Raw genomic sequence first — 26,810 nt, 5'->3', positions numbered from 1 at the left:
GGACGTGCCTCAGCCGTCGTTCAGGTAGGCGAGGACGGCGAGCACGCGGCGGTTGCTGTTGTCGTCGTCGGTGATGCCGAGTTTGCCGAACAGCGAGGTCGTGTACTTGCTGATGGCGCTGTCGCTGAGGAAGAGCCGCCGGGCGATGGCCTGGTTGGACAGTCCCTCGGCCATCAGGCCGAGCACCGAGTGTTCCCGTTCGGAGAGCCGGTCGAGCCGACGGTTCGTGGTACCGCCCGCCAGCAGTTTGGCGATGACGGCCGGGTCCATCGCGGTGCCGCCGCCTGCCACCCGGCCCAGTGCGTCGACGAACTGGCCTGCGTCGAACACGCTGTCCTTGAGCAGGTAGCCGATTCCGCCGGAGCCGTCCGCCAGCAGCTCGCGCGCGTAAAGCTGTTCGACGTGCTGGGACAGGATCAGGACCGGCAGCCCGGGCACCTCGCGCCGTGCCGCGAGTGCGGCCCGCAAGCCCTCGTCGGACTGGGTCGGTGGCATCCGGACGTCCACGACGGACACGTCCGGCCGCAGTTTCAGCAGCGCGTCGAGCGTCTCCGGGCCGGTGGCCGCCGTGGCCACCACTTCGTGCCCGAAGGACTCGAGGAGGCGGACCATGCCGTCGCGCAGCAGGTAGAGGTCCTCGGCTACGACGATTCGCACGGCACCATCATCCTCGCCAGGGTCGGGCCGTCCGCCGGGCTGCTGATCTCCAGGGTGCCGTCGAAGACCGCGAGACGACGGCGCAGTCCCTCCAGCCCCCCGCCCGGCCGGACGCCCGCTCCACCACGGCCGTCGTCCTCGACCTCGGCGACGAGCGCGGCGCCGTCGTGGGCCAGGGAGATCCGGACGGCGGTGGCGTGCGCGTGTTTGGCGGCGTTGGTCAGCAGTTCGGCGACGCCGAAGTACACGGCCGACTCGATCGGCGGATCCAGCCGCGGCGGCGCGCCCGCCTCGACGGTCACCGAGAGCGGGCTGTCCAGGGCCATCGCGCGGACGGCGTCGACAAGGCCGCGCTCGGTGAGCACCGGCGGGCTGATGCCACGGACCAGGTCACGCAGTTCGGCCAGCGAGGTGGTGGCGCCCGCGCGGGCCTCCCGGAGGAGGGTTTTCGCCTGCCCGGGGTCGGTGTCCATCAGCTTTTCCGCGGTCGCCAGCGACATGCCGAGCGCGACGAGCCGGGCCTGCGCCCCGTCGTGCAGGTCCCGTTCGATCCGGCGGATCTCGGCGGCCTGCGCGATCGTGGTGTCCGCGCGCTGCGCCGTCAGCTCGTCCACCCGGTCGGCGAGCCGCATCGACGGCGAGGCGCCCAGGAACCGGACCGTGACCGGCACGACCGGACGCCAGGCGTAGGGCGCGGCGGCGACGGCCACGACCAGACCGAGCGCCGCGACCGGTGTGGCCCTGGCGAACCCGACGCCCGCGACGACGAGCCCCGCGGCGGGCACGGCCGCGACCAGCCCCGCGGTGACCGGCACGATCGCGGTGAACCGGAGATCCCGCCAGGTGGCGGGATCGGTCCACCGGTTCCGCAGCTCCTGGTCCTCGCGGGCTTCTTCCGCGGTGCGGGCGTAGGAGACGCCGTTCCACCAGTAGCCGGTCGACATCCGCGTCACCGGCCCGGCTTCCCGGTACCCCGCGGGCACGACGGTTCCCGTCCACCGCCGCACGAGACCGCGGAAAACCTGGCACACCGGACGGGACAGCGCGAACGTCCCGAGGCACGCGAACACGAACGGCGCCATACCGGCCCACGGATTGCCCCACCAGACCGTCAACGCGACCGCGGCGCCCCAGACGGCCGGGACCAGCATGCTCACGACCATCACCACGCACGCACGCCAGAACCCCCGCCCGGCCTCGGCGCACCACGACACCATCCGCCCCATGATCCTCCTCCACGTCCCCTCGTCGTGGTCCCACTGTGCCCAGCGCGATGCCCGGTGCCCAGCGGACAGCGGCGAAAGTGGGGCTGGGCCCACCCACCTGTGCGTCCAGGCCCACGCCTTCCACCGAAGCGCCGGTTTCTGGTGGACAGCGCGGGAACGGGCTTCCCGGTGCCGGGGAGAACGATCTTGGACGTCGTCGTGCCGACGGTCGGCGCGGCAGCTCGCCGGGCTGCTGTCGAATGGCTCCCTCCTTCCGCCTACTCCGAAGCCTGCTCGGTCGTCGGCAGGTAGACGTGGAACCGGGTGCTGCCGGGCTGGGACTCCACCCGGATGTCGCCGCGGTGCCGGTCCACCACGATGCGCCACGAGATGTCCAGGCCCAGCCCCGTGCCCTCACCGACCGGCTTCGTGGTGAAGAACGGTTCGAAGATCCGCTGCTTGGTCTCCGCCGAGATGCCCGGTCCGGTGTCGCCGATTTCGACCACCACCCGGTCACCTTCGCGAGAGGTGCGCAGGGTCAGGGTTCCCGAGCCGCCCATGGCGCTCACCGCGTTGTCGATGATGTTGGTCCACACCTGGTTCAGCTCACCGGCGTAGGCGGGGACCGTCGGCAGCTCGCGGTCGTAGTGCTTGACCACCTCGATACCGGTGCCGATCTTGCCGCCCAGCATCACCAGCGTCGAGTCGAGGCCGTCGTGCACGTCGATCCACTGGTGCGGCGCCCGGTCCATCTGCGAGTACTGCTTGGCCGCACCCACCAGCGCCGAGATGCGGGTGGTCGAGTCCTCGATCTCCCCCATCAGCATCTCGGTCTCCAGCGCGTACGCCAGCCACCGCAGCGCTCCGTCCAGTAACGCGTCCCCGACCGAGTCCAGCACGTGATCCAGGCTGTCCGCGGTGAGTCCGGCCGCGACGAAGATCGAGGCCAGGTCCCAGCCCTGCTCGATGTCGCGCTCGTCGAGCCAGTCACCGATCTCGTCCTCGCGGTCGGCCTGCTGCATCGCCGTCAGCGGTGGCGCGTCGGCCACCTGCTTCACCAGCCGTTCCTGCACGTCGAGCAGCAGTTCGAGCAGGTCGGGCTCGATGTCCCGCTTCGCCAGCACCGCCAGCTTGTGCCGCATGCCCGCGACCCGCTCCCGCAGCGCCGCGGTGGCTCGCACAGCGGCCGCCGCCGGGTTGTTCAGCTCATGCGTCAGCCCGGCCGACATCTCCCCCAGCGCGAGCAGCCGCCGTCGCTGCCCGATGAGCGCGTCGGTGTTGCGCCACCCCAGGTAGGAGCCCTCCAGCAGGTGCGTGGCCATCGGGAACCAGCTGCGGAACATCTCCGCGAACTCCTTGGCTGGCAACGTGAGGAACATCAGGTCGGTGACCGCGTACACCGACGCGCCGTAGCGCTGCTGGTGTTGCCCGTAGAAGAACTGCGTCGCCCCGCAGTAGGCGCCGCGCTGGTCGGATCGCACGGTCTCCACCTCGCTGCCACCGACCAGCCGCGTCATCCTCAGTGCACCGGACAGCAGCACGTAGAAGCACGTCGCCGGATCGCCCTCGCTGATGATGGCGGTCTCGGCCGGGTACCGCTCCAGCTGGGCGTGGTCGAGGATCCAGTCGAGCTGGCCGTCGTCGAGGTCGGTGAACAGGAACAGTTCACGCAGGAAGTCGCGGGTCAGCTGTGGCTCGGTCATCGTGCCTCCAGGTAGCGGTGCACGAGCGTGACGGCCATGGCGCCCTCGCCGACCGCGGACGCCACCCGCTTCACCGACTGCGCGCGGACGTCCCCCGCCACGAACACACCGGGGATGGACGACTCCAGGTGGAGCGGGTCGCGGTCGAGATCCCATCCCGGCGGCCGCCTGCCCTCGACGACGAGATCCGGGCCCGTGCGGACGAATCCGTGCTCGTCGCGCAAAACCTCGTCACCCAGCCATTCGGTGCGCGGCGCCGCGCCGATGAACACGAACAGGTGCCCGGTGGGAACGGTCTCGGTCAGGCCCCGCTCCCGGTCGGACAACGTGAGCTCCTCGAGGTGATCGGTGCCGTGCGCCCGCTCGACGGTGGTGCGGGTGCGGACGTGGATGTTGCCGATGGCTTCGATCTGCTCGATCAGGTAGTGCGACATCGACGCCTGCAACGACGGGCCGCGCACCAGGATCGAAACCTCCTTGGCATGGCGGGAGAAGAACACCGCGGCCTGCCCGGCGGAGTTGGCGCCCCCGACGATGTAGACGTGCTCGTCCGCGCAGTCCGGCGCCTCGGTGGAGGCCGAGCCGTAGAACACGCCGCGGCCGGTCAGCCCGGCCACGCCCTCGGCCTCCAGCGCGCGGTAGGAGACCCCGGTGGAGAGCACCACGGCGTGCGCGGCGATCTCGCTGCCGTCACCGAACTTCACGACGCGCGCCGACCCCCGCGCCTCCAGCCCCGTGACGTCACGGGTGGTCAGCACCTCGGCGCCGAACTTCTGGGCCTGGCGGCGGGCCCGGTCGGTCAGCTGCGCCCCGGACACGCCGTCGGGGAAGCCGAGGTAGTTCTCGATGCGGGAACTCTGCCCCGCCTGTCCCCCGGTGGCCCGCCGCTCGACCAGCACGGTCCGCAGCCCTTCGGAGGCGCCGTAGACGGCGGCGCCGAGCCCCGCGGGCCCGCCGCCGACGACGATCAGGTCGTAGAACTCCGATGCCGGGCGGGTGGACAGGCCGACCGCGTCGGCGATCTGCTCACCCCCGGGCTTGCGCAGCACCGTGCCGTCCGGCGTGATCAGCACCGGGATGTCCTCGGCCGCGCACTCCGCGGCGTCGAGCAGGCGGCAGGCCTCCGGCTCGTCGACCGAGTACCAGCGGTAGGGCACGGAGTTGCGCGCCAGGAAGTCACGCACCTTGAAGGACGGCGACGACCAGCGGTGCCCGATCACCTTCGTCTCCCCGACCGACCGGTCACCGGCCGCGCGCCACGCGTCCACGAGCGCGTCGACCACCGGGTAGAGCTTCTCCTCGGGCGGGTCCCACGGTTTGAGCAGGTAGTGGTCGACGTCGACGACGTTGATGGCCTGGATGGCGGCGTCGGTGTCGGCGTAGGCGGTCAGGAGGGCTCGCCGGGCGGCGGGAAACAGGTCCATGGCCTGTTCCAGGAACGAGATGCCGTCCATCTGGGGCATCCGGTAGTCGGCGAGGATCGCGGCGACCGCGTCCCCGCGCAGTTTGATCTCGCGCAGCGCGTCGAGCGCGTCCGCGCCGGAGGCGGCGCGGACGACGCGGTAGTCCTGGCCGTAGCGGCGGCGCAGGTCACGGGCGACCGACCGGGATACGGCCGGGTCGTCGTCGACGGTCATCAGGATGGGCAGGCTCACGACGCAAACACTACGGCCTGACAGGGTCTCGCGGTCAGTCCTTTCCCGCACGAGCGGACCACATACTGGACGTATCTTGCCGCTTCCGGGCAGTCCTGGTGATCTCTGAGATGTGCCTGCCGTCCCGGGGGAGCCGCGGTCGTCCCGGGCCTCGCACCCATGCCCGTTTTCCTTTGCCACCAGGCATTTCCGGGAGGTTCGCGCCATGTCCACCGCACTGCCCGCGGGTGTTCGCCTGCGCTCGGCCGAGGTTCCGGCCGACGGCATCCCGGAAGGTCCTCGCCGCCTCTCGCGCCTGCACGAGAATGCCCAGCCGCGAACCTACGAGAGGTTCCACTTGCGGCCTCTGGGACCGCTGATCGGTGCCGAGATCGCCGGCGTGGACCTCCGCGCACCCCTGACCGCGGACCTCCGGGCGGAGCTGAACCGCGCGCTGCTGGAGTGGAAGGTGCTCTTCTTCCGCGACCAGGACATCAGCCCGGCGCAGCAGCGGGCGTTCGCGCGGAACTGGGGTCCGCTGGAGACCAACCCGTTCCTCCCGGCCGGGGACTCCGCCGAGGTGACCCGCTTCGCGCGAAACGCCGGGATGCCCGGGTTCGAAAACATCTGGCACACCGACGTGACGTGGCGGCCGGAACCCGCGCTCGGCTCGGTGCTGCGCCTGGTCGAGGTGCCACCGCGAGGCGGTGACACGCTCTGGGCCGATATGGCCGCCGCCTACGACAACCTGCCCGACGAGGTGCGCGAGCGCGTCGACGGCCTGCGCGCGATCCACGACTTCGTGCCCGGGTTCGCCCGGTTCGCCGATCCCGGGCTGCTGGAACGCTGGCAGGACCGCTTCCCGCCGGTCGAGCATCCGGTGGTGCGCGTGCACCCGGAGACCGGGCGGCGGACCCTGTTCGTCAACCAGGCCTTCACCACGTGCATCGCCGGCCTGGACCGCGCGGAAAGCGACCGGCTGCTCCGGTTCCTGTTCGCGCAGGCGCACGTGCCGGAGTACCAGGTGCGGTTCCACTGGCGCCCGAACTCCGTCGCGTTCTGGGACAACCGCGCCACCCAGCACTACGCCGTCAACGACTACCACCCGCATCCGCGGATCGCCGAGCGCGTCGCGATCGCCGGTGACCGCCCCTTCTGACCATTAGCCTGGGAACATGGCGGACCCGAAGAGCACGGTCACTTCGTTCCTGACGGCCCTCGAACACGACGACCTCGACGGCGCCCTGTCCTTCGTCCACGCGGAGGTCGTGTACCAGAACGTGCCGTTGCCCCCGGCGCGCGGCGTCGAGGCCGTGGAGAAGCAGCTGCGCATGCTCAGCCGCTACCGCATCGGCTTCGAGGCGCGCGTGCACCACATCGCCGCCGACGGCCCGATCGTGCTGACCGAACGGACCGACGTGCTGCGTGCCGGATCCTGGGACGCCCGGTTCTGGGTCTGCGGCACCTTCGAGGTGCGTGACGGGCGGATCGTGCTGTGGCGGGACTACTTCGACTGGACCACGGTGCTCGCCTCCAGCGTGCGCGGCGCGGGGCGGGCCGTCGTGACCGGCGTGTCCACGGCGCTCGCCCGCGCCCGCCTGCGCGACTGACGTCCCGCGGCGCGAGCGCGACCGGACGGCGCTTCCCCGCGGGCGCGGGCCCGGTATCCGGAATGGACCTGCCGGAGAAGCGGTGCGAACGCGGCACCGCCGGGACGCGGTCTGCCCGGTCGCGCGCGGCTCAGGCGCTCAGCGCCGCGTCGAGGTCGGCGAGCAGCCTGGCCTTCGGCCGCGCGCCCACCCACTGCGCCACCGGCTTGCCGTCCCGGAACAGCATCAGCGTCGGCAGCGACATGACCTGGTGATCCCGCGCGGTGCGGGGGTTCTCGTCGGAGTTGATCTTGCGGATGGCCAGTGACCCGGCACGCTCCGCGGCGATCTCGGCCAGCACCGGCGCGATCATGTGGCACGGCGGGCACCACTGCGCCCAGAAGTCGACCAGCACGGGCCCGTCGTGGCGCAGCACCTCCGCCTCGAAGGTCTCGTCGGTCACGGCGAACACGGCGCCGGTGGTGTCGGCAGTCGTCATCAGGACTCCTCGGTTCCGCTGGTGACCCGGCACGGGCCGGGTTCTCGGTCGAGCGCTTCGGCGAGCTTGGCGCGCAGGTCCTCCCGCACCGCGTGCAACCGCTCCACCATGGCCTCGACCTCGGCGAGCTTGCGCGCGTAGACCTCGATCGAATCCGCGCACGAATCCCCGGTCTCGTGGCCGGCCCGCAGGCATTCGACGAAGGGACGCGTGTCGTCCAGGCTGAACCCGACCGCCTGCAGCGTCTGGATCTCCCGGACGAGCCGGAAGTCGTCCTCGCCGTACTCGCGGTAGCCGTTGGCGGCGCGCCGCGCGGACAGCAGTCCCTGTGACTCGTAGAACCGCAACGCCCGTGTGGTCGTCCCGGTCCGCTGCGCCAGCTCCCCGATTCGCATGATCGGAAGCCTAAAGCTTGCCGTTGACGTCAAGGCAAGGCTTCGCGCGCCGCCCGCTCCACTCGCTCCCGGTACCCGCTCCACCACTGCTCGCCGGCGTCGGGCAGGTCGCGGTGGCTCGGCCGCAACCCGGTGGCTCCGTCGACGAGCTCGCGCACGATATCGGCGTGCCCGGCATGGCGCTGGGTTTCGGCGGTCATGTGCACGAGGATCCGGTGGAGGGTGACCTCGCCGTCGCCGCCCCACTGCGGAATGTGACCGGGCGCGTCGAGGTCGAACGCCTCGATGGTGACGTCCGCGTGCGCGCAGGCTTCGCGGTAGAGCGCGACGATCTCCGCGCTGGACTCGGTGGGGCGCGCCCACATGTCCGCGTTCGGCTCGGTATCGGCCAGCCACGGCAGCTCGCGCTCGAACGGCCTGCCGAACGGCGCACCGAAGTAGCCCGCCTCGCAGCCGGTGAGGTGCTTGACCAGACCGAGCAGGTTCGTGCCCGTCGGTGTCAGCGGACGGCGCCTGTCGTACTCCGGCAGCCCGTCGAGTTTCCACAGCACCGTTTCGCGGGCCGCCCGCAGGCAGGAGTGCAGATCGTCCTTCGCGCTCATGCGCCTCAGTTTCGCGCTTCGTCCGGAATTGTCGGGGGTGGATGCGAACCTGTGTTCGTGACGAACGAGGGCCCGATCCTGCATGCCGACCTGGACGCGTTCTACGCGTCGGTCGAGCAGCGTGACGACGCGTCGTTGCGTGGCAGGCCGGTCGTCGTGGGCGGCGGAGTGGTGCTCGCGGCAAGTTACGAGGCCAAGGCACGCGGGGTCCGCACGGCGATGGGGTGTGCTCAGGCCCTGCGGCTGTGCCCGTCGGCCGTCGTGGTACCGCCGCGGATGTCGGCCTACAGCGCGGCGAGCAAGGCCGTGTTCGCCGTGTTCGAGGACACCACGCCGCTGGTCGAGGGGCTCTCGATCGACGAGGCGTTCCTCGACGTCGGTGGCCTCGCCCGGATCGCGGGCACGCCGAGCCGGATCGCTGCTGGCCTGCGGCGCGCGGTCGCCGAGCGGGTGGGGCTGCCGATCACGGTCGGCGTCGCGCGCACGAAGTTCCTCGCCAAGGTCGCCAGCGGGGTGGCGAAACCGGACGGGCTGCTCGTCGTGCCGCACGACGAGGAGCTGGAGTTCCTGCACCCGTTGCCGGTCGAGCGGTTATGGGGCGTGGGCACGGTGACGGCCGGGAAGCTGCGTGCGAAGGGCATCCGCACGGTGGGGCAGGTCGCCGAGCGTGGCGAGGCGGAGCTGGTGGCGCTGCTCGGCCGGGCCGGCGGGCGGCACCTGTTCGCGCTCGCGCACAACCGGGATCCGCGCCCGGTGGTGGCCGGCAGGCGGCGGCGGTCCATGGGAGCCCAGCGCGCCCTGGGACGCCGGCCGCGTTCGCCCACGGAGCTCGACGAGATCGTCGCCGCACTGGCCGACCGGCTGGCGCGGCGGTTGCGGGCCGCGCACCGCGTGTGCCGGACGGTGGTGCTGCGCCTGCGGTTCGCCGATTTCAGCCGCGCGACCAGATCGCGGACCGTATCGCACCCGACGGCGCACACGGAGGACATCCTCGCGACCGCGCGCGCACTGCTCGCCGCCGCGATGCCGGACATCCGCGAGCACGGGATCACGCTCATCGGCCTCGCCCTGTCCAATCTGGATGACGACACCCCACTGCAACTGGAGCTGCCCTTCGACGATCAACCACCCGGCGCGCTCGACGCGGCGCTGGACGAGGTACGGGACCGCTACGGCTCGAAAGCCGTCACCCGCGCGATGCTCCTCGGCCGGGACGACGGCCCGACGGTGCCCCTGCTGCCCGACTGACGAGCGGGCAGCGGACGAATCCCGTGCGAGCGGTGGCGGTCCGGGATGCCAGGCTCGTCACCATGGACCACACCGAGATCCCCCTCCGCGGTGGCAACGTCAGCACCGGGGTGGTGCAGGTCGGCCGGACCGTGCGCCGTCCGGCCGGTCCCTGGACCCCCGCCGTCCACGCCCTGCTCGCCCACCTGCACACGGCCGGTTTCACCGGTGCCCCCAAGCCGTTGGGCGTCGATGAGCAGAACCGGGAAGTGCTGACCTTCATCCCCGGCCGCGTGGCCTGGCCGGACCACTTCGCCCTGCTCGACCCCGACGTGCACCTCGCCCGGGTCGCCCGGCTCGTCCGCGACTTCCACGACGCGGTCGCCGGCTTCGTTCCGCCGCCGGACGCGCAGTGGCAAGTCCTCGTCCCGGCGGACGGGTCCGACATCATCGCCCACCACGATCTCGCCCCCTGGAACCTGATCCTCGGTGATCCGCACTGGGCGTTCATCGACTGGGACGTCGCCGCGCCGGGCACCCGCTTGTGGGATGTCGCCTACGCGCTCCACGGCTTCGTGCCGTTGTCGGCCGATGCGCGGTGGAGCCGGGTGGATGCCGGGCACCGCCTGCGGGTTTTCGTCGACGCCTACGGCTTGGACGAGACTCAACGGCGCGACCTCATCACTCTGCTGGCACCGCGCGCCCAAGCCATGCACACTTTTCTCGGCGCACAGGCGGCTGCGGGAAAGCAGCCCTGGGCACGACTGTGGCACGAGGGCCACGGCAGGGTGTGGGAAGCCGACGCCGCCTACATCGGGCGACGCCGTCAGGATTGGGAACGCGCACTGCTCGACTGACGCCGCACTTCTCCTGATTCGCGGTCCCGGACACGCGCCGAATTCCCCCGATCGAGCCCCTTTTCACTCTATCGTGCGCGGGCGACGCCGCGATTCGTGGAGGTGCCGATGCGTTATCAGGTGCTGCGCCCGCCGTACTGCTACCGGTGGGCCGTCCTGATCTCCGTGGTGCTCGTGACCACTTCGTTGATCATTTCGCTGTCCTGGTCCGGCGCGCAAGGATCCGAAACCGCATCCCCGCCCCAGCGGGCACGAGCCTCGACGACACCGGAGCCGGCCGCCGCACCCGCCGCGGCCGGGCCCGTCCGCACCGCCGCGCGCCCGGGCCGGTTCGTCGCGCTGACCTTCGACGACGGCCCTGATCCCACCTACACGCCGCAGGTACTGGACCTGCTGGAGCAGCACGGCGCGGTGGCCACGTTCTGCATGGTCGGCACCCAGGTGCGGCGCCATCCGGAACTGGTCGCGCAGGTCGTGGAACGCGGAATGCGGTTGTGCGATCACACCGTCAGCCACGACGAAGAACTGGCCCGGCGCAACGAGGCGCGCATTTCCGCGGAGATCACCGGCACGCAGGCGGATCTGCGTCTCGCCGCCGACGGCGACGTTTCCATTCCCTATTTCCGCGCGCCAGGGGGAAACTGGTCGGAAACGATCACCGCGATCGCTTCCCGCGAAGGGATGACGTCGTTGGGCTGGTCGGTGGATTCCCGTGATTGGACCCTGCCCGGCACGCCGGCGATCGTGGCGACGGTGCGGCAGGCCGTCCAGCCGGGGGCGGTGATCCTCCTGCACGACGGCGGCGGCCAGCGCAAGCAGACGGTCGCCGCGCTCACGGAGCTGCTGCCCTGGCTGGTCGCGCAGGGCTACCAGTTCGACTTCCCGGCGACCTGAAATTTCAACTCGTGGTTGACGTCTTCAACAAGCAGTTGTAGCGTCCCTCCTCATTCATTCGTTCGGGTGAGGAGATGCGATGTCTGCGAGGTCACGAGTGACGCGCTGGGGTGGGCTGACCGTCGGCTGCCTGCTGCTCACGGCGGCCTGCGGGGGCGGTCCCGACGGCGCCGGGGGCGACAGCGCGACCGGTTCGGACGTTCCGGACACCGCGGCGATCCTGCAGGCCGTCACGAAGGACCCGCAGCTCGCCGCCACGCTGCCCGCCGACATCGCCCGGGCCGGAGCGCTCAACATCGGCTCGAACATGCAGTCGGCGCCCAACAACTTCTACTCCTCCGACGGCAAGACGCCGGTCGGGTTCGAAGTGGACATCGCGAAGGCCGTCGCGGCCAAGCTGGGCCTGACCGCGAACCACACCGACATGGCGTTCGGCTCGCTGATCACCAGCCTGCAGTCCGGCAGGCTCGACCTGACGATGGCCGGGATGAACGACACGCGGGCCCGGCAGGCGCAGATCGACTTCGTGGACTACTTCACCTCGGGCATCACGATCATGATCCGCAAGGGCAACCCGGACGGCATCACCGGCCCGGACTCGCTGTGCGGCAAGACCGTCGCCGTCGTGCAGGGCACCAGCCACCAGACCTTCGCCGCCGAGCAGAGCGCGAAGTGCGTCCAGGGCGGCAAGCCCGAGGTGACCACGACGGCCACCGACAGCGACTCGCAGAACCAGAACCAGCTGCGCACCGGCCGCGTCGCCGCGATCCTCAACGACCTGCCGACCGCGGCCTACGTCTCCAGGACGGCGGGCGGCGGCGAGTTCTTCGAGGTCGTGCCGGGTGAGCCGATCAACGGCGGGCCATACGGCATCGGGGTCGACAAGGCCGATCCGCAGCTGCGCGACGCCGTCGAGAAGGCCCTGTCCGCGCTAGTGGCCGACGGCACCTACGGCAAGATCCTCGACGCGTGGGGCGTGCGGCAGGGCGCGATCACGAAGGTGACGGTCAATGCCGGAAGCTGACCTGACCACACGAGCGCCGGACACCGAGCTGCCCATCGTGCGCCTGCGCCACTGGGGTCGCTGGGTCTCCGCGGTGATCATCCTGGCGTTGCTGGCCGGGCTCGGGATCGTGCTGGCGCAGGCGAAGATCTTCTACGACACGGTGCCCGAGTTCCTGTGGTACCACGTGATGGCGGTCGGCCTGCTCAACACCGTGCTGCTGGCCGTCATCGCGCAGGCCGTGGCGATCGTCATCGGTGTCGTGATCGCGCTGATGCGCCGTTCGGCCAATCCGGTGGCCCGCGTCGTCGCCGCCGTCTACATCTGGCTGTTCCGCGGGCTGCCGGTGCTGCTGCAGATCCTGATCTGGTTCAACCTGGCGCTGGTGTTCGAGTTCGTGTCGATCCCGCTGCCCTTCACCGGCGGCTACCTGATCCACGAGCCGACCAACGTCATCGTCAGCGCGTTCGTCGCCGCGCTGCTCGGCCTCGCCCTCAACGAGAGCGCCTACATGGCCGAAATCGTGCGCGCCGGCCTGAACAGCGTGGACCGCGGGCAGACGGAGGCGGCGAAGTCGGTCGGCATGACGCCGGCGACGACACTGCGCCGGATCGTGCTGCCGCAGGCGATGCGGGTCATCATCCCGCCCACCGGCAACGACTTCATCAACATGCTCAAGGGCACGTCGATGGCATCGGTGATCGGGGTGACCGAGCTGATCCACGCGGCGAACAACATCTCGTCGAACAACCTGCTGGTGATGGAAACGCTGCTGGCCGCGGCGATCTGGTACATGGTCGTGGTGACCGTCGCGAGCGTCGGGCAGCACTACCTGGAGCGCGCGTTCGCCGGTGACTCGGCCGCGCCCCGGCCGTGGTCGCGGGTCGGCCGCACGCTGACGACGTGGCGGAGGGCCTGACATGACCGAACCGTTGCTGCGCGCGGTCGGCGTGCGCAAGCACTTCGCTGGCACCGAGGTGCTGCGCGGGATCGACCTGTCCGTCCACAAGGGACAAGTGGTGTGCCTGCTCGGGCCGTCCGGCGCGGGCAAGAGCACGTTCCTGCGCTGCGTCAACCACCTGGAGACCATCGACGGCGGGCAGGTGTGGGTGGACGGCGAGCCCATCGGGTTCCGCCTGCGCGGGGGAAAACTGCACGAGCTGCGCGAGCGGGAGGTCGCCCGGCAGCGGCGGGACATCGGTATGGTGTTCCAGCGGTTCAACCTGTTCGCGCACCACACCGTGCTGGGCAACATCATCGAAGGGCCGGTCCGGGTACTCGGGCTGAGCGCGTCCGAAGCGAAACGGACCGCTCTCGACCTGCTGGACCGGGTCGGCCTGGCGCACCGCGCGGACGCCTACCCCGCCCAGCTCTCCGGCGGCCAGCAGCAGCGGGTCGCGATCGCGCGGGCGCTGGCGATGAAACCGAAGCTGATGCTGTTCGACGAGCCGACCTCGGCGCTGGACCCGGAACTGGTCGGCGAGGTCCTCGAGGTGATGACCTCGCTCGCCGCCGAAGGGATGACAATGGTGGTCGTGACACACGAGATGGGGTTCGCGCGGGAGGTGGCCGACGAGGTCGTCTTCATGGCCGACGGCGCGGTCGTCGAAACCGGACCGCCCGCGCGGGTCCTCGGCGCGCCGGAGCACGAGCGCACCCGGCAGTTCCTGGCGCGCATCCTCTGATGGCCAGGATCGCACCCGGCTACCTGCTCCAGTTCGGCGAACCCGCGGGTTACCTTGACTTCGCCCGCTACGGCCCGCCCTCGCACGCCGTCGTCGACACCACCGCGCGGCTGCTGGACGCCTCGGCGAAAGCCGGCCCCTCCACCGTGGACGACCTGATGCGGCAGGAGGTCCGCGCGAAGGCCGCCGTCGCCCGGTTGTGCGGCACCGACACCGACCACGTGGTGCTGCTGCCCAACACGAGCCAGGGCCTGTTCCAGGCCGCCTTCAACGCCCCGCCCGGCGAGGTGCTGGTGTCGGCCGCCGAGTTCCCCGCCAACACCTACCCGTGGGCCCGTGCCGAAGAAGCGGGCCGGATCACGCTGCGGCGGATGCGGTGCGGTCCGGTGACGCCCGAGGTCGTGGCGAAGGAACTGGGGCCCGATACCGCGCTGGTGTCGGTCAGCGCGGTCGACTTCCGCACCGGCTACCGCGCCGACCTCGCGGCACTGCGGGAGACGGTCGGCGACCGGTTGCTGGTGGTCGACGGCATCCAGGGGTTCGGCGTGACCGAAGCACCGTGGGACACGGCCGACGTGCTGGTCGTCGGCGGGCAGAAGTGGCTGCGCGCCGGATGGGGCACCGGATTCGCGGTGCTGTCCGACCGCGCGCTGGAGCGGATGCGGCCGCTGCTGTCCGGCTGGACCGGCGCCCACGACGCGGGCCTGTTCGACGACGAGATCCACCCGCCTGCCGAGTTCGCCGCGTCGTGGTCGGTGAGCAACCTCAGCCCGGTCACCTCCGGGGCCTTCGCGGCGGCGCTGGAACTGGTCGAGGAGGCCGGGGTCGCGGCCATCGAATCGCGCATCGCCGAGCGGGTCGGCGAGCTGGACGAGATGCTGCGCTCGGCCGGCGCGGAGATCGTGTCGGCCGTCGACCGGCGCGCGGGGATCCTCGCGTTCAGCCTGCCCGGGCACCCGGCGGAGCGGGTCGGGGCGGTACTGGCGGCCGAGGGCATCGCGGCGACCGTGCGCGCGGAACACGTGCGGTTGTCGCCCCACGCATCCACGCCCGCCTCCACCGTCGAGGCGGTCCGCACCGCGCTGGAGTACCTGTCGCGTCCGCTGCCGTCTCGTCCCGGCCCCGCCACGCAGGCCACCGATTCCGTGCTGTCCGCGCTGGTCCCGGCGGTCGACGGGCTGGCGGCGATGCTCGGGCCCGGCAACGAGGTGGTGCTGCACGACCTGTCCAGACTGCCCGACTCGATCGTCGCGATCGCCGGCGGCATCACGGGCCGCACCCCCGGCGGGCCGATGACGGATCTGCTGCTCGGGCTGGTGCGCCGCGGCACGACGCACGATCTGACCAACTACGAGACCCACGGCCCCGACGGCAGGCCGATCCGCTCCTCGACGATCTTCCTGCGCGACCCGGACGGCGTGGCGGTCGGCTGCCTGTGCGTGAACAGCGAGGTCACGCAGGGCGCGGCGGCCGAGGTGCGGGCGGAGAGCTTCCCGCCCGACGTCGACAGCCTGCAGCGGTTCCTGGTGGACCGGGCCGTGGCACAGGCCGGGATCCCGGTCGGGCTGATGAAGAAGAAGCACAAGGCGGCCGTGGTGCGCGAGCTCGACGAGGCCGGGTTCTTCCTCATCAAGGACGCGGTGGACTTCCTCGCGGGCGAGCTGGAGGTCACCCGCTACACGATCTACAACTACCTGAACGAAATCCGCGGGTGAACGGACGCGTGAGTTCCCCGCTCGGGATCGCCGTGTGACACTTGGGTACAGTGAAGTCACTTTCTCGCGCAGACCTCCCAGCGCTGGAATCCACGAACAGAATCCGCTTCGCACGCGGGAAAACCTTTTGAACCACGGAAGTCGTCGCCGGATGACAAAAACCGGTCCACGACGACCGAATGACGTTCGACTCCTGGCGTTACCTGTGATCCGCCGTAACATGAACGGCCCGAGGTCACGAAAGGGGGTCGTCCGCTCTGGTCGAGAACCGCAACGCCGAGCTGCTCGCCTCCGGGCCGCGCTGGGTCGCCGTCGAACTGCGACCCCACGCCGGACGGATCGCGGCCGCGATCATGCGGGAGGTCCAACGATCGGTGCCGGTGTACGCGCGCCCGCTCACCGGCGCCTTCGGGCGGGTCTTCACCGAGGGCATCGAACAGGCCGTCCTGCACGTCATCGAAAGCATCGGCAACCCCGCCATCAAGCACCACGACTGGATCGAACTGTTCCGCGAGCGCGGCAGGCAGGAGTTCGCCGACGGCCGCAGCCTCGACGCGCTGCAGGCCGCCGCCCGCATCGGCGCCAGAGTGGCGTGGCAGTACGTCGCGCCCGTGCTGCGCAAGGCCGGCGCGTCGCCGCAGGTGCTGGCCCACGCGGCGGAAATCATCTTCGCCTACGTGGAAGATCTGTCGGCCACGGCGCTCGACGGGTTCCACGAGGCGCAGTCGAGTTCGGGCGGCACGATCGAGCGACGGCGGAGGCAGCTGCTCGACCTCATCCTGTCCGGTCGCCCGGCCGGCCCGGAAACGCTCGCGAACATGTCGAAGGGCGCCGGGTGGGCGCTGCCGGAGAAGGCCGCGATCGTCGCGCTGGAACGCGCCGAGGGCACCGCGGACTTCCCGGTGGAGCTGCTGGACGACGAGGTGCTGGTCGATCTGGAAAGCACCCAGCCGTGCCTGCTCACGACACACCCGAAACGCCACCTCTTCCCGCTGACCGGGCGCTGGAACGGCTGGCGCGCCGCGGTTTCGCCCACGGTCGCGCTCGCCGACATCCCGGCCGCGCACCGCACGGCGCGCCGCGCGCTCGGACTGCTGAGCCCGGATCCCGGCGCCGAACCGATCACGTGGTGCCTCGACCAGCTGTCGGCGTTGTGGCTGCTGGGTAAGGACTTCCTCGCCGCCGAGGTCGCGCGGCAGGCGTTGCGGCCGCTGGACGAACTCGGCGGCAAGCAGCGCGAGCGTCTCGGCGAGACACTGCTCGCGTGGCTGGAAACCCGTGGTGGCGCACCGGAGATCGCGAAACGCCTGCAGGTGCACCCGCAGACCGTGCGGGCGCGGATGCACCAGTTGCGGGAGTTGTTCGGCGACCGCCTGGACGACAGCGAGGACCGGTTCAGCATGCACCTGGCGTTGCGCGCACAGCGGCTCGCCGCGCGGGGTGAGCTGCCGTGAACGCGTCAGGACAGCGAAGACCCGCCCGGGTGTCGGCCGTTCGGCTGAGCATGCCCGGCCGATTTCCCGCACCCGCGCGAGATCCTTGCCAACGCGGGATCGTGGTGCGATGTTGTTTGTCCCTCACCGAAGTGAGTTGATCGGCTGCGACGGCAGCGCCGCCAAGTTTCGTTGCGATCAGAGGTAATCATGACGACCGATGCCGGTTACCGGCACGGGAACACCGTGCGGAAGAACGTTTCCCGAAGACCACCTCGAGTGCCCGCGCCGGGCGTCCCCCTGCGCCAGCGCCAGAACGCCCCCGAGTTCACCGCGGGCATCGGGCGGGCCAGCAGGCTGTGGGCCTCGCTGCCGCGGGAACTGGCGAAGGCGTTCCGGCCGCACGCCGATGCCATGACAGCCGAGATCCTGCGCGAGATCCAGCTCGCCGTGCCGGAGTACGCGCGGCCGCTGGAGGGCCCGTTCGGGCACACGATCGTGCGCAGCATCCAGCAGGCCGTGCGGCATTGCATGGACAACCTCGGCAACCCGGCCGCGCCGCAGGAGGCGTGGAAGGGCGTGTTCCGGCACCTCGGCAAGGTCGAGTTCAGCGAGGGCCGGACCCTGGACCAGCTGCAGACCGCCTACCGGGTCGGTGGCCGGGTCGCGTGGCGGTACGTCGCGACCGTGAGCCAGTCGCTGGGACTGTCCACGGACTTCCTGTGCGTCGGGGCGGAGGCGATCTTCGCCTATGTGGACGAGATTTCCGCGTTGTCGCTGCAGGGGTATGCCGCCGCGCAGAAACGCGCCGCGGGGACCCGCGCGCGGCAGCGGCGGCAACTGCTGGAACTGATCCTCGCCGATCCGCCCGCCTCACCGAAGGCGATCGCGCGGCTCGCGGCGACGGCGGGCTGGCGGTTGCCGGACCGGGTGGTCGCGGTCGCGCTGGAACCGCGGGCCGATCAGCATCACCGTGAACCACCTTCGCTGGACAGCGAGGTACTGATGGACCTGGAGGGACCGCAACCCTGCCTGCTGGCCGCCCCGGAACTGGTCGCCGCCGGTTCGCTGGAGACCGCGCTGGCGGGCTGGCGCGCCGCGATCGGCCCCGAGGTCAAGCTCGGTGACGCGGCGGTGTCCCTGCGCTGGGCCCGTCGCACCGTGGACCTGGTGCGACGCGGAGTGATCGACGCACCCCCGCTCGTGCGGGCCACCGATCACCTGGCGACGCTGTGGCTGCTGTCGGACGAGTTCCTGGTGAAGGAGCTGATCCAGCGGTGCCTGGCCCCGCTGAGCGGCCTGACGGACAAGCAGCGCACGCGCCTCGGGCAGACGCTGCTGGCGTGGCTGCAGTCCAGCGGCACGGCCCCCGACATGGCCGACCGGCTCGGAGTGCACCCGCAGACGGTGCGCTACCGGATGCGGCAACTGGAGGAGCTGTTCGGGGAGCGGTTGAACGATCCGGAAAGCCGGTCGGATCTGGAGATCGCTCTGCGGGCTCAGGCTCTTCTGGGTTGAGTTTTGTAGCCGCTACGCGGGTTTTTGCGCTGCGCGCGGCTGAAAGCGCCGGCTTCGCTTCGCTACCCCCGATTGGGCCGCCCCGATTTTTGATTGTTTCTGCGGCCGAGCAGGCGGTGTCAAGGCGGGAAAGAGTGCCTTGACTCCGCCTGATCGTCCGCAGAACTGGGCTTCGGATCGGGGTGCGGGGAGGGCTGGGCGGCTGGTGGCTGGTTTGCGTTGCCGGGCGGCGGTTCGGTGCGTGGGCGGCGTCCCGGAGGAGCAAACACGCTGCCCGGAGCGGCAAACACGCCAGCGGGAGCGGCCAACACGCCGCGTCGGCGCCGTGTTTGCCGCTCCGGGCGCCGTGTTGGCCGTTCGGGGCGCCGTGTTTGCCGCTGCGGGACCGGCGTCCGGCGACGGGACGTGGCCAGAGGCCGGGCCAGTCTGTCCCACAACCGATCCCCAGCTTGATCGGCCGCCAAAGACACTGAAAGATCGGGGTCGGGAGGGGCTGATCGAGGCGTAGCGAAGCTAAGCCGGTGCTTTCAGCCACGCGCAGCGCAAGAAACCGCGTAGCGGCTACGGAACTACGCCGCCCCCTCCAGACTCTGACAGGAAGGTGCCTTCGCGAACGCCTTCGCCAGCTCCGGGTTGTTCGTGAGGTCCTTCGTCGGTCCCTCGGTCGAGTTTCCCAGCTTGGCGAAGGCATCGCTCGCCCCGCGGACAGCCTGCTCGAAAGTCGCCTGGTCGGTCACCGGTGCCGAGGCCAGTGCGGTCCGGGCCTCGTCCACCGAGGCTTTCGTGGAGTTGAGCGTGTTCATCGCCCGGTCGACCGTCGCCTGGCCGTCGGTCACCGGTGGTGGCCCCTCGCGAGTGATGCCGTTGCCCAGGTCGGTCAGGGCCTGCGACAACGAAGCCAGGTAGGTCACCAGGCCTTCCCGTGCCCGGGTGACGTCCGAAGCGTCCACCCCGGGCACCTGCGACAACTTCGCGCCGCCGTCCCGCACGACCGCGCACACGTGCTCCGACCAGGTGATCGCGGCCGCGTTCTCCTCGTGCGCGGCTCTGTCCTGGCCACAGCCGGCCAGCACGGCCATTCCGGCCAGCGCTCCGGCGATCAGTGCAGCTCTCACCAGTGTCTCCTCAGCGTCGGCACCCGGCCGCCGTGTTCAGCGGCGCGGGGGTGGTGTCGAGGCCGTTGCGGTACCGGGTGCCTTCGTACCCGGCGGTGCACGGCAGCGGATCGAAGAACGTCGTGGCCAGCCCGAAACCCGCCGAATCGCCGGTGATGACGGTGCTGCCCGCCTCGATGGCCGACGGTGCGGCGACCAGCAGCTGTTCCACACCGTCCCGTTCCGCGAGCAGCACCTGCGTCGTGGTGAGCAGGTTGGCCAGCAGCGTCGTCAGGTTCGGTCCGGTCTCCCGCAGCAGACCGCTGATCTGCTCCGCCGCCGGGGGCGCCGACGACAGGATCGTCCGCAGGTCCGGGTCGGAGGTGCGCAGCATCTCGGCGATCCGCTTGGCGTCCGAGCCGAACGACGAGATGGCCTGCGCGTTCTCGATCTGTGTCGACAGGACGGTGTCCGCGTCGTTGATCAGCTGGATCGTCCGCGGCAGGTGGTCCGACGCCGACTGGGTGAAACCCGACGTGGCGTCGAGCAGGGCCTGCAGGCTGGGGCCGGTGTTCAGCGTCGCGTCGTACAGCTCGTCGACCACCGACCGCAGGTCGTCGCGCGGCACCGACGCCACGAGCTGGTCGAGGTTGAGCACCAGCTGCTCGTTCGGCAGCGGCAGCCGGGTGCGCGGTTCGGCGATCACCGAGCCCTCGGTCAGCGACGGGCCGCCCGAACTGCGCGGCCGCAGGTCGACGTACTGCTCCCCCACCGCCGACCGGTTCGTCACCACCGCTTCGACGTCCGCCGGCACCGGGGGTGTGCCGTCGTCGATGTGCAGATCGGCCTCCAGCCCGGCGTCGGTGAGGCGCAGCTCGGCGACCCGTCCGATCGGCACGCCGTTGTAGGTGACCTCGGCGTTGCTGAAGATCCCGCCGGAGTCGGCCAGCTCGACCCGCACCACGTACCCGCCGCCGCCGAAGAGGCGGTCCAGCCCGACGTAGCGGGCGCCGACGTAGGTGATCCCGGCCAGCGCGATCAACGCGAACACGATGACCTGGATCCGCACCTTGCGCGTCAGCATCTAGGCTCCCCCGCCCAGCGGCAGCAGCGCGGACTGTGGGCTCGGACCCGAGGTCCGCGCGTCGAAGTTCAGGTACAGGTTGAGGTAGTCGCCCTTGATCGCGTCCAGCGCGGCGTCCGGGAACGGGAAGGTCAGCAGCATCTCCATCGCCTCCGGCAACTGCTGCCCGGCCTCGGTCAGCCGCCGCAGCGTCGGCTCCAGCGCGCGCAGGTCCGCGACCAGGTCGTCCTTGCTGCGGTTGACCGTGTCGACGGCGACACCGGAGAGCGTGTCGAGCGAGGTCAGCATGGTGACCAGCTGGTCCCGTTGCCGGGCCAGCACGTCGATTCCCGGTCCGAGATCGTCGAGGACACCAGTGATCTGATCACTCCGCGTGGCCAGGGAACCGGACAGCCGGTCGATGCTGGTCAGCGCGCGGGTGATCTCGTCGCGGTGGTGGTCCAGCCCGGTGACGAACGTGTTCACCTCGGTCAGCAGGTCGCGGATCTCCGCCTCGTTGCCGCCGAGGGCGGCGTTCAGCTCGCGGCTGATCTGCTGGAGCTGACCGACGCCCCCACCGTTGAGCAGCAACGACAGCGCCCCGAGCACCTCTTCGACCTGCGGGTTGCGGTTGGTCCGCTCGACCGGGATGGTCGCGCCGTCGGCGAGACTGCCCTGCGGCGATCCCACCGCGGGCGGCCCCAGCTCGACGAACTTCTCCCCCAGCAGGCTGCTCTGCCGCAGCCACGCCTCCGCGTTCGCGGGCAGCTTGACCGATCCGTCGAGCAGCACCGTGACCTGCGCGGTGCGGCCGTCGGCGGACAGGTCGATCCGCTCGACCCGCCCGACCGGAACGTCGTCGACCTGCACGGACGACTGCGGCACCAGGTCCAGCACGTCGCGGAACCCGACGGTGACCCGGTACGGGTGGTCGCCGAGGTCGGCGCCGCCGGGCAACGGGGTGTCGTAGAGCCCACCGAACGAGCAGCCCGCCAGCAGTGCCAGCACGGCGGCCAGGACGGCACCGAGGGGTGCGCGCGTCATCAGCTGCCTCCCAGCGGCAGGGCCGGGCCCATGCTGAACTCGTTGAGGTCGGCGCGGCTGTAGATCGTCGAGTGCGCCGGGTCGTACGCGGCGAGCAACCGGTCGAGCGCGTCCGGCGCGGTGTTCAGCGCCTCGGTCAGCGACGCGCGCTGGTTGGCGAGCATCTGCGTGGTGCCCATCAGCTTGTCCACGTTGGACTTGATGCGGCCGCGGTTGTCCTGCACGAACTGCTGGATCTGCCCGAGCGCGGGGGCCAGCTCGGGCAGCGCGCCGCTGAACGCATCCCGTTCGGAGGCCAGGAACGACGACACCTGGGCGAGCAGGTCGGCCAGCCTGTCCACCTGGGAATCGTTGTCCGCCAGCATGGTGGTGAACCGCTGCAGGTTGTCGACGGTGGCGAACAGGTCGTCGCGTGACCCGCTCAGCGTGGTGGCCGCCTGGCCGAGCCGGCGGATCATTTCGCCGAGCTGGGCACCGTTGCCGGTCAGGTCCTCCGACGCGCTGCTGAGCAGGTCGGACAGCGCGCCGTCGCCGTTGGCGCCCTGCGGTCCCAGCGCGGTGGTCAGCCGGTCCAGGCTCGCGAACAGCTGGTCCAGCTCGACCGGCACCGCGGTGCGGCCGACCGGGATGACCGTGCCGTCGGCGATCTCCGGTCCGCCGCGATAGACCGGGGCGAGCTGCACGTAGCGGTCGCTGACCAGGCTCGGCGTGACGACGAGCGCCGCGGCGTCGGCGGGCACGTGGATGCCGTGGTCCACCGAGAACCCGACCTTGACCTGCTGCCCCTGCGGTTCGACCGTGTCGACGGTCCCCACCGGCACGCCGAGGATCCGCACCTCCGAACCGGGGTAGATCCCGACGGCCGCGGTGAAGTAGGCGGTGAGGTGCTTGCCGCGCCCGGCGTCACGCACCACGACCACGATCGCGGTGGCCAGCGTCGCCAGGATCACGACGAGCGCGCCCCAGCGCAGCCACCTGCCCAGACGTCCGACCGCCATCAGCCGTTCCCTCCCGGTTTCGGTGGCATGCAGGGACTTCCGTCCGTCGTCGCGATCAACCCGCACAGGTAGGTGTCGATCCAGGCGCCGTTGCCCAGCGCGTCGCCCAGCAGGCGGTAGAACGGGCCGGACAGGCTGAGGCTGCGGTCGAGGTTGCCCTGGTTGCGTTGCAGGACATCGGTGACGCGGTCGAGCTGTTCCAGCGCGGGTCCGAGCTGTCCGTTGTTCTCGTCGATCAGCCCGCGGACCTGCTGCGAGAGGTCCCGGGTGCCGCGCAGCAGTTGGTCGAGCGCCGAGCGCCGCTGGTCGAACTCGGTGAGCAGCACGTTGCCGTCGGTGATGAGCCGGGACAACTGGTCGGTGCGTTCGGCGACGGTGCCGCTCAGCTCGGCGGTGTTGCCCAGCAGTTGCTTGAGCTGGGTGTCGCGCGAGGAAATGGTCCTCGACAACGCGGACAGACCGTCCAAAGCAGACCGGACGTCCTGCGGGGTGGCGGCGTCGAAGGTCTGCGCCAGCGTGCGGAAGCTCTCCGCCAGCTGGTCGGTGTCCAGCTCGCCGGTCGTGCGCGCCAGGTCGGCGAAGGCGTCGTTGACGTCGTAGGGCGTCACGGTGCGGGTGCGCGGGATCGCCTGGTCCGGGTCCTGCTCGTGCTCGCCGCGCGGGTCGAGCGCCAGGTTCTTGGCGCCCAGCAACGTCTTGATGCGCACCGAGACCGTGCTTTCGTCGCCGACCCAGGCGTCGGTGACGCGGAAGGTGACCTTGACGTGGTCGCCCTCCAGCGAAACGCCGGTGACCTCACCGACCTTCGCGCCCGCGACGCGCACCTCGTCGCCGTCCTTCAGACCGGCGGCCTCGGTGAACTCGGCGGTGTAGGTGGTGCCGCCGAGCGCGGGCAGCCGGTCCCAGAACAGCGTCAGCGCGCCGAGGACGAGCATCACGACCAGCCCGGCCATGCCCAGCCGGAAGGAGTTGCGTGACCGGAACGACTTCATCGCCTGCACCTCGCCTCGGTCACGGGCACACCGACCGGGCCGCCGCCGGGCGCCGGCGTCGCGTCGGAGTGCACCGAGCACAGGTAGAAGTTGAGCCAGGAGCCGTAGGAGGCGATGCGGCCGATGGCCTCGTACTTGACCGGCAGGTTGTTCAGGAACTTCTCGAACTCCGGTGTGTTGTCGCCCAGCGTCCTGGCCAGCTGTTCGAGCGCCCCGATGTCGGCGCGCAGCGGTTGCCTGCCGTCCTGGACCAGCCCGGCGGTGGCGGTGGTCAGGTCGCCGATGCCGTCGATCGCCTCGCCGATCGGCCCGGCGTTCGCGGCGAGCCCGGACACCAGCTGCTGGGTCGCGTCGAGCAGCTGTCCGAGCTGCCCGTCGCGTGCGGTGAAACGGTCCAGCACCTGGTTCAGGTTGGTGATCACCTGCCCGATCACCTGGTCCTGGTCGGCCAGTGACGAAGTCAGCGAAGCGGTGTGCCGCAACAGGTCCGCGACCGTGCCGCCCTCACCCTGCAGCACCTGGACTATCTCGCCGGCGAGCTGGTTGACGTCCTGCGGGGACAGCGCCTGGAACAGCGGCTTGAACCCGTTGAACACCGCGGTCAGGTCCAGCGCGGGCCGGGTGCGCTCCAGCGGGATCAGCGCGCCCGGGTCCAGCCGTCCGGTGCCGGTGCCCTGGTCGAGCGCGATGTAGCGCTGGCCGATCAGGTTGCGGTACTTGACCGACGCCGTGACCGTCGGGGTGAGCGCGCGGTCCTTGTCGACCGAGAACGACACCTCGGCGATGCGCCGGTCCACGATCTCGATGCCGGTGACCTGCCCGATGCGCACACCGGACATCCGGATGTCGTCACCGGAGTTGAGCGAGGTGACGTCGCTGAACCGGGCGCGGTAGGTGACGGTGTCGCCGTCGCCGCGGTTGGCGATGGTGATCGCGAGCAGCCCGGTGGCCAGCACGGTCACGACCGCGAAGACCACTCCCTTGATCAGCGGGCGGATCATCTCAGCGTCACCTCCGCGCCACGCAGCAGCGGCCCCATCAGCAGCCCGCTCCAGCCCGGGATCCCGGCGGGCTGCTCACCGAGCACCGGGGCGAGCAGTTCGGACAGGAACTGCTGTTCCGCCGGGGTGTTCGCCCCGGGCGCGGCCGACCCGGCCGTGGGACACCGCGGTCCGTCCGCCGACGGCGGCGGGGACCCGCCCTGCCGCGGTGGACGGACCGTGAGGTCCACGTGCAGGCCGGGTTCGGCCGTGCCCACCCCCAGGGCCCGCTCGACGACCGGCTTCAACCGCGCGGCCGCGTCCGCGACGCACGGGATCTCCGGTGAGTACTCCGCGAGCAGGTCCAGCACCGGCCGGCTGTCCGCGGACAGGTCGACCAGGGTGTCGTCGTTGGCGTCGAGGAAGGCGACGGCGTCGTTGCCCGCCGCGGTGACCGTGCCGAACAGGGCGGCGAGGTCCTCCTGCTGGCGGGTCAGCGTCGTCGCGGTGGTGCGCAGGTCGGCCATGGCGTCGACGAGGTCCGGGGCGGCGGTCTGGTAGGTGTCCACCGTGTCGGCGAGTTTGGTGATCGCCGTCCGCAGGTCGGGCACCTCGGGATTGAGCCGTCCCAGGTAGTCGCCGAGCGTCACCAGCGTCGTGCCCAGTTCGGGGCCGCGTCCTTCGAGGGCGTGCGACACCGCGCCGAGTGTGCTCGCGAGCTTCTGCGGCTGGACGGCCTGCAGCACCGGCAGCAGGTCCCGCAGCGCCTGCTCGACCTCGACGGCCTGGGTGCTGCGGTCCTCCTCGATCACCGCGCCGGAGGAAAGCGCTTGCGGTGCCGGATTTTCCGGGATCACCAGGCTCACGTACCGCTGTCCGAACAACGTCTTCGGCAACAGCCGGGCGGACACATTGGACGGTACCGCGCCGATCCGGTCCGGGTCCATCGCCAGCTCGACCTCGACCCCGCCGGGCCGCACGTCGATCCTGCGCACCGAACCGACGAGCACCCCGCGCACCTTGACGTCGGCGTTCTCCTTGAGCTGCGTGCCCGCGCGCTCGGCCTTGAGGACCACGGGCACATACGAGGTGAACGCCTTGTCGTAGATGGCGACCGCGAACCAGCCCATCGCGCCGAGCAGCGCGAGGAACACCAGCCCGAGCGCACCGAACAGCATCCGTCTGCGTTGCTCGCTCATCCCGCCACCCGCACGGTCGTCGTGGCGCCCCAGATCGCCAGGCTGAGGAAGAAGTCGAGCACGCTGACCACGACGATCGAGGTCCGCACCGAGCGGCCCACCGCGACGCCGACCCCGGCCGGTCCGCCCCCGGCGCGGTAGCCGTAGAAGCAGTGGGTGAGGATGATCGCGATGCTGAACACCATCACCTTCGCGAACGACCACACCACGTCCTCGGGCGGGAGGAACAGGCTGAAATAGTGGTCGTAGGTGCCGCCGGACTGGCCGTAGACGACCACGGTGATCGTGCGGGCGGCGAGGTAGGAGGTCAGCAGCCCCACCACGTACAGCGGGATGATCGCGATGAACCCGGCGATGATCCGGGTGGTCACCAGGTAGGGCATGCTGCGCACGGCCATCACTTCGAGCGCGTCGATCTCCTCGGAGATGCGCATCGCGCCCAGCTGCGCGGTGAACCCGGACCCGACGGTGCTCGACAGCGCGAGCGCGGCGACCAGCGGGGCGATCTCGCGGGTGTTGAAGTAGGCCGACAGGAACCCGGCGAAGGCGGAGGTGCCCAGCTGGTCGAGCGCGGAGAAGCCTTGCAGGCCCACGACGGTGCCGGTGAACACGCACATGCCGACCATCACGCCGATCGTGCCGCCGATGACGGCGAGCGCACCGCTGCCGAACGCGACCTCGGCCAGCAGGCGCACCACTTCGCGGCCGTAGCGCGTGAGGGTGCGCGGGGTCCAGGCCAGCGCGCGGAGGTAGAACGCGAGCTGATCGCCCAGGCGAACCAGGCCGTTCATGCCGCGCTCGGGGTTGAACAGCCGGTGACGGCC

Annotated in this window: 26 protein-coding genes; 11 read left to right on the top strand and 15 right to left on the bottom strand. The window is 70.8% G+C overall.

What is annotated here, in order from left to right; all coding sequences use genetic code 11:
- Positions 1 to 9: 9 nt before the first annotated feature.
- The 4 genes from HNR02_RS21320 to HNR02_RS21305 all read right to left on the bottom strand — a co-directional run bounded on the left by HNR02_RS21320 (position 10) and on the right by HNR02_RS21305 (position 5,220).
- The gene (locus HNR02_RS21320) at positions 10 to 657 is read right to left on the bottom strand and encodes a response regulator transcription factor (protein WP_179774895.1); all 648 of its coding nucleotides are present in this window, start codon (positions 655 to 657) and stop codon (positions 10 to 12) included.
- Positions 642 to 1,883 (bottom strand): sensor histidine kinase, encoded by a 1,242-nt coding sequence (locus HNR02_RS21315; protein ID WP_179774894.1) that lies wholly within the window; start codon positions 1,881 to 1,883, stop codon positions 642 to 644. Before HNR02_RS21315 ends, HNR02_RS21320 begins: the two co-directional genes overlap by 16 nt.
- Positions 1,884 to 2,140: 257 nt before the next feature.
- Positions 2,141 to 3,565 carry an ATP-binding protein gene (locus HNR02_RS21310; protein WP_179774893.1) on the bottom strand — a complete coding sequence of 475 codons (1,425 nt, stop codon included), beginning with the start codon at positions 3,563 to 3,565 and terminating at the stop codon, positions 2,141 to 2,143.
- A complete protein-coding gene (locus HNR02_RS21305; RefSeq protein WP_179774892.1) occupies positions 3,562 to 5,220 on the bottom strand; it encodes an NAD(P)/FAD-dependent oxidoreductase in 1,659 nt (552 codons plus the stop codon). Before HNR02_RS21305 ends, HNR02_RS21310 begins: the two co-directional genes overlap by 4 nt.
- 205 nt (positions 5,221 to 5,425) lie before the next feature.
- On the opposite strand from HNR02_RS21305, the gene HNR02_RS21300 reads away from it, so the two are divergent.
- The gene (locus HNR02_RS21300; protein ID WP_179774891.1) at positions 5,426 to 6,358 is read left to right on the top strand and encodes a TauD/TfdA dioxygenase family protein; all 933 of its coding nucleotides are present in this window, start codon (positions 5,426 to 5,428) and stop codon (positions 6,356 to 6,358) included.
- Between the two features lie 16 nt (positions 6,359 to 6,374).
- Positions 6,375 to 6,809: a limonene-1,2-epoxide hydrolase family protein gene (locus HNR02_RS21295; protein WP_179774890.1), complete on the top strand. Its 435-nt coding sequence runs from the start codon at positions 6,375 to 6,377 to the stop codon at positions 6,807 to 6,809.
- A 130-nt stretch (positions 6,810 to 6,939) separates the two neighbouring features.
- On the opposite strand, the gene trxA is transcribed toward HNR02_RS21295, so the two are convergent.
- The 3 genes from trxA to HNR02_RS21280 are packed head-to-tail and all read right to left on the bottom strand — an operon-like array spanning position 6,940 to position 8,284.
- Complete coding sequence (gene trxA / locus HNR02_RS21290) at positions 6,940 to 7,287, bottom strand: thioredoxin (protein WP_179774889.1); 348 nt, start codon at positions 7,285 to 7,287, stop codon at positions 6,940 to 6,942.
- The gene (locus HNR02_RS21285) at positions 7,287 to 7,682 is read right to left on the bottom strand and encodes a MerR family transcriptional regulator (RefSeq protein WP_179774888.1); all 396 of its coding nucleotides are present in this window, start codon (positions 7,680 to 7,682) and stop codon (positions 7,287 to 7,289) included. Before HNR02_RS21285 ends, trxA begins: the two co-directional genes overlap by 1 nt.
- A gap of 29 nt (positions 7,683 to 7,711) precedes the next feature.
- Positions 7,712 to 8,284, bottom strand: a complete 573-nt coding sequence (locus HNR02_RS21280) for a DinB family protein (protein ID WP_179774887.1) — start codon at positions 8,282 to 8,284, stop codon at positions 7,712 to 7,714.
- Positions 8,285 to 8,335: 51 nt separating this feature from the next.
- Between HNR02_RS21280 and dinB the strand changes: the two genes are divergently transcribed.
- From dinB to HNR02_RS21235, 9 genes are all read left to right on the top strand, one after another.
- On the top strand, positions 8,336 to 9,532 hold the full coding sequence (gene dinB, locus HNR02_RS21275) for a DNA polymerase IV (protein ID WP_179774886.1): 1,197 nt from the start codon (positions 8,336 to 8,338) through the stop codon (positions 9,530 to 9,532).
- 62 nt (positions 9,533 to 9,594) lie between these two features.
- Positions 9,595 to 10,368, top strand: a complete 774-nt coding sequence (locus HNR02_RS21270) for a phosphotransferase (protein ID WP_179774885.1) — start codon at positions 9,595 to 9,597, stop codon at positions 10,366 to 10,368.
- Between the two features lie 108 nt (positions 10,369 to 10,476).
- The gene (locus HNR02_RS21265; RefSeq protein WP_179774884.1) at positions 10,477 to 11,262 is read left to right on the top strand and encodes a polysaccharide deacetylase family protein; all 786 of its coding nucleotides are present in this window, start codon (positions 10,477 to 10,479) and stop codon (positions 11,260 to 11,262) included.
- Positions 11,263 to 11,341: 79 nt separating this feature from the next.
- Positions 11,342 to 12,286, top strand: a complete 945-nt coding sequence (locus tag HNR02_RS21260; protein ID WP_179774883.1) for an ABC transporter substrate-binding protein — start codon at positions 11,342 to 11,344, stop codon at positions 12,284 to 12,286.
- The gene (locus tag HNR02_RS21255) at positions 12,273 to 13,184 is read left to right on the top strand and encodes an amino acid ABC transporter permease (RefSeq protein WP_179774882.1); all 912 of its coding nucleotides are present in this window, start codon (positions 12,273 to 12,275) and stop codon (positions 13,182 to 13,184) included. Before HNR02_RS21260 ends, HNR02_RS21255 begins: the two co-directional genes overlap by 14 nt.
- A gap of 1 nt (position 13,185) precedes the next feature.
- Positions 13,186 to 13,950: an amino acid ABC transporter ATP-binding protein gene (locus HNR02_RS21250; protein WP_179774881.1), complete on the top strand. Its 765-nt coding sequence runs from the start codon at positions 13,186 to 13,188 to the stop codon at positions 13,948 to 13,950.
- Complete coding sequence (locus tag HNR02_RS21245) at positions 13,950 to 15,665, top strand: aminotransferase class V-fold PLP-dependent enzyme (RefSeq protein ID WP_179774880.1); 1,716 nt, start codon at positions 13,950 to 13,952, stop codon at positions 15,663 to 15,665. The genes HNR02_RS21250 and HNR02_RS21245 overlap by 1 nt, the downstream gene beginning before the upstream one ends.
- 257 nt (positions 15,666 to 15,922) lie before the next feature.
- Positions 15,923 to 17,119, top strand: coding sequence for a PucR family transcriptional regulator (locus HNR02_RS21240; RefSeq protein ID WP_179776047.1), 1,197 nt, complete (start codon positions 15,923 to 15,925; stop codon positions 17,117 to 17,119).
- Between the two features lie 189 nt (positions 17,120 to 17,308).
- Positions 17,309 to 18,616, top strand: coding sequence for a PucR family transcriptional regulator (locus tag HNR02_RS21235; protein ID WP_179774879.1), 1,308 nt, complete (start codon positions 17,309 to 17,311; stop codon positions 18,614 to 18,616).
- Between the two features lie 569 nt (positions 18,617 to 19,185).
- Here the strand turns inward: HNR02_RS21235 and HNR02_RS21230 are convergent.
- Genes HNR02_RS21230 through HNR02_RS21195 form a run of 8 tightly spaced genes read right to left on the bottom strand, consistent with a single transcriptional unit; the run spans position 19,186 to position 26,777 of the window.
- Positions 19,186 to 19,731 (bottom strand): hypothetical protein, encoded by a 546-nt coding sequence (locus HNR02_RS21230; RefSeq protein ID WP_179774878.1) that lies wholly within the window; start codon positions 19,729 to 19,731, stop codon positions 19,186 to 19,188.
- Positions 19,732 to 19,741: 10 nt separating this feature from the next.
- Positions 19,742 to 20,794, bottom strand: a complete 1,053-nt coding sequence (locus HNR02_RS21225) for an MCE family protein (protein WP_179774877.1) — start codon at positions 20,792 to 20,794, stop codon at positions 19,742 to 19,744.
- Positions 20,795 to 21,817: an MCE family protein gene (locus tag HNR02_RS21220; RefSeq protein ID WP_179774876.1), complete on the bottom strand. Its 1,023-nt coding sequence runs from the start codon at positions 21,815 to 21,817 to the stop codon at positions 20,795 to 20,797.
- The gene (locus tag HNR02_RS21215) at positions 21,817 to 22,815 is read right to left on the bottom strand and encodes an MCE family protein (RefSeq protein ID WP_179774875.1); all 999 of its coding nucleotides are present in this window, start codon (positions 22,813 to 22,815) and stop codon (positions 21,817 to 21,819) included. The genes HNR02_RS21220 and HNR02_RS21215 overlap by 1 nt, the downstream gene beginning before the upstream one ends.
- Entirely contained in the window at positions 22,815 to 23,807 is a 993-nt protein-coding gene (locus tag HNR02_RS21210) for an MCE family protein (protein ID WP_179774874.1), read from the bottom strand. Before HNR02_RS21210 ends, HNR02_RS21215 begins: the two co-directional genes overlap by 1 nt.
- Positions 23,804 to 24,808 carry an MCE family protein gene (locus HNR02_RS21205; protein ID WP_179774873.1) on the bottom strand — a complete coding sequence of 335 codons (1,005 nt, stop codon included), beginning with the start codon at positions 24,806 to 24,808 and terminating at the stop codon, positions 23,804 to 23,806. Before HNR02_RS21205 ends, HNR02_RS21210 begins: the two co-directional genes overlap by 4 nt.
- Positions 24,805 to 25,986, bottom strand: a complete 1,182-nt coding sequence (locus HNR02_RS21200) for an MCE family protein (RefSeq protein WP_179774872.1) — start codon at positions 25,984 to 25,986, stop codon at positions 24,805 to 24,807. Before HNR02_RS21200 ends, HNR02_RS21205 begins: the two co-directional genes overlap by 4 nt.
- Positions 25,983 to 26,777 carry an MlaE family ABC transporter permease gene (locus HNR02_RS21195; protein WP_179776046.1) on the bottom strand — a complete coding sequence of 265 codons (795 nt, stop codon included), beginning with the start codon at positions 26,775 to 26,777 and terminating at the stop codon, positions 25,983 to 25,985. Before HNR02_RS21195 ends, HNR02_RS21200 begins: the two co-directional genes overlap by 4 nt.
- Between the last annotated feature and the right edge of the window lie 33 nt (positions 26,778 to 26,810).

Origin of the sequence: Amycolatopsis endophytica, from assembly GCF_013410405.1 — a bacterium.
Lineage (GTDB): Bacteria > Actinomycetota > Actinomycetes > Mycobacteriales > Pseudonocardiaceae > Amycolatopsis_E > Amycolatopsis_E endophytica.
The sequence above is the reverse complement of the archived record's forward strand: the minus strand, read 5'-3'. Positions and strand labels throughout refer to the sequence as shown.

Bases quoted from the DNA above. Each gene is read 5' to 3' on its own strand.
- HNR02_RS21300 (WP_179774891.1), top strand. From the start codon at position 5,426: ATGTCCACCGCACTGCCCGCGGGTGTTCGCCTGCGCTCGGCCGAGGTT.
- HNR02_RS21295 (WP_179774890.1), top strand. From the start codon at position 6,375: ATGGCGGACCCGAAGAGCACGGTCACTTCGTTCCTGACGGCCCTCGAA.
- HNR02_RS21260 (WP_179774883.1), top strand. From the start codon at position 11,342: ATGTCTGCGAGGTCACGAGTGACGCGCTGGGGTGGGCTGACCGTCGGC.
- HNR02_RS21250 (WP_179774881.1), top strand. From the start codon at position 13,186: ATGACCGAACCGTTGCTGCGCGCGGTCGGCGTGCGCAAGCACTTCGCT.
- HNR02_RS21265 (WP_179774884.1), top strand. From the start codon at position 10,477: ATGCGTTATCAGGTGCTGCGCCCGCCGTACTGCTACCGGTGGGCCGTC.
- HNR02_RS21315 (WP_179774894.1), bottom strand. From the start codon at position 1,883: ATGGGGCGGATGGTGTCGTGGTGCGCCGAGGCCGGGCGGGGGTTCTGG.
- HNR02_RS21270 (WP_179774885.1), top strand. From the start codon at position 9,595: ATGGACCACACCGAGATCCCCCTCCGCGGTGGCAACGTCAGCACCGGG.
- HNR02_RS21255 (WP_179774882.1), top strand. From the start codon at position 12,273: ATGCCGGAAGCTGACCTGACCACACGAGCGCCGGACACCGAGCTGCCC.
- HNR02_RS21200 (WP_179774872.1), bottom strand. From the start codon at position 25,986: ATGAGCGAGCAACGCAGACGGATGCTGTTCGGTGCGCTCGGGCTGGTG.
- HNR02_RS21310 (WP_179774893.1), bottom strand. From the start codon at position 3,565: ATGACCGAGCCACAGCTGACCCGCGACTTCCTGCGTGAACTGTTCCTG.
- HNR02_RS21280 (WP_179774887.1), bottom strand. From the start codon at position 8,284: ATGAGCGCGAAGGACGATCTGCACTCCTGCCTGCGGGCGGCCCGCGAA.
- HNR02_RS21235 (WP_179774879.1), top strand. From the start codon at position 17,309: ATGACGACCGATGCCGGTTACCGGCACGGGAACACCGTGCGGAAGAAC.
- HNR02_RS21285 (WP_179774888.1), bottom strand. From the start codon at position 7,682: ATGCGAATCGGGGAGCTGGCGCAGCGGACCGGGACGACCACACGGGCG.
- HNR02_RS21215 (WP_179774875.1), bottom strand. From the start codon at position 22,815: ATGGCGGTCGGACGTCTGGGCAGGTGGCTGCGCTGGGGCGCGCTCGTC.
- HNR02_RS21210 (WP_179774874.1), bottom strand. From the start codon at position 23,807: ATGAAGTCGTTCCGGTCACGCAACTCCTTCCGGCTGGGCATGGCCGGG.
- HNR02_RS21205 (WP_179774873.1), bottom strand. From the start codon at position 24,808: ATGATCCGCCCGCTGATCAAGGGAGTGGTCTTCGCGGTCGTGACCGTG.
- trxA (WP_179774889.1), bottom strand. From the start codon at position 7,287: ATGACGACTGCCGACACCACCGGCGCCGTGTTCGCCGTGACCGACGAG.
- HNR02_RS21220 (WP_179774876.1), bottom strand. From the start codon at position 21,817: ATGACGCGCGCACCCCTCGGTGCCGTCCTGGCCGCCGTGCTGGCACTG.
- HNR02_RS21195 (WP_179776046.1), bottom strand. From the start codon at position 26,777: ATGAACGGCCTGGTTCGCCTGGGCGATCAGCTCGCGTTCTACCTCCGC.
- HNR02_RS21225 (WP_179774877.1), bottom strand. From the start codon at position 20,794: ATGCTGACGCGCAAGGTGCGGATCCAGGTCATCGTGTTCGCGTTGATC.
- HNR02_RS21245 (WP_179774880.1), top strand. From the start codon at position 13,950: ATGGCCAGGATCGCACCCGGCTACCTGCTCCAGTTCGGCGAACCCGCG.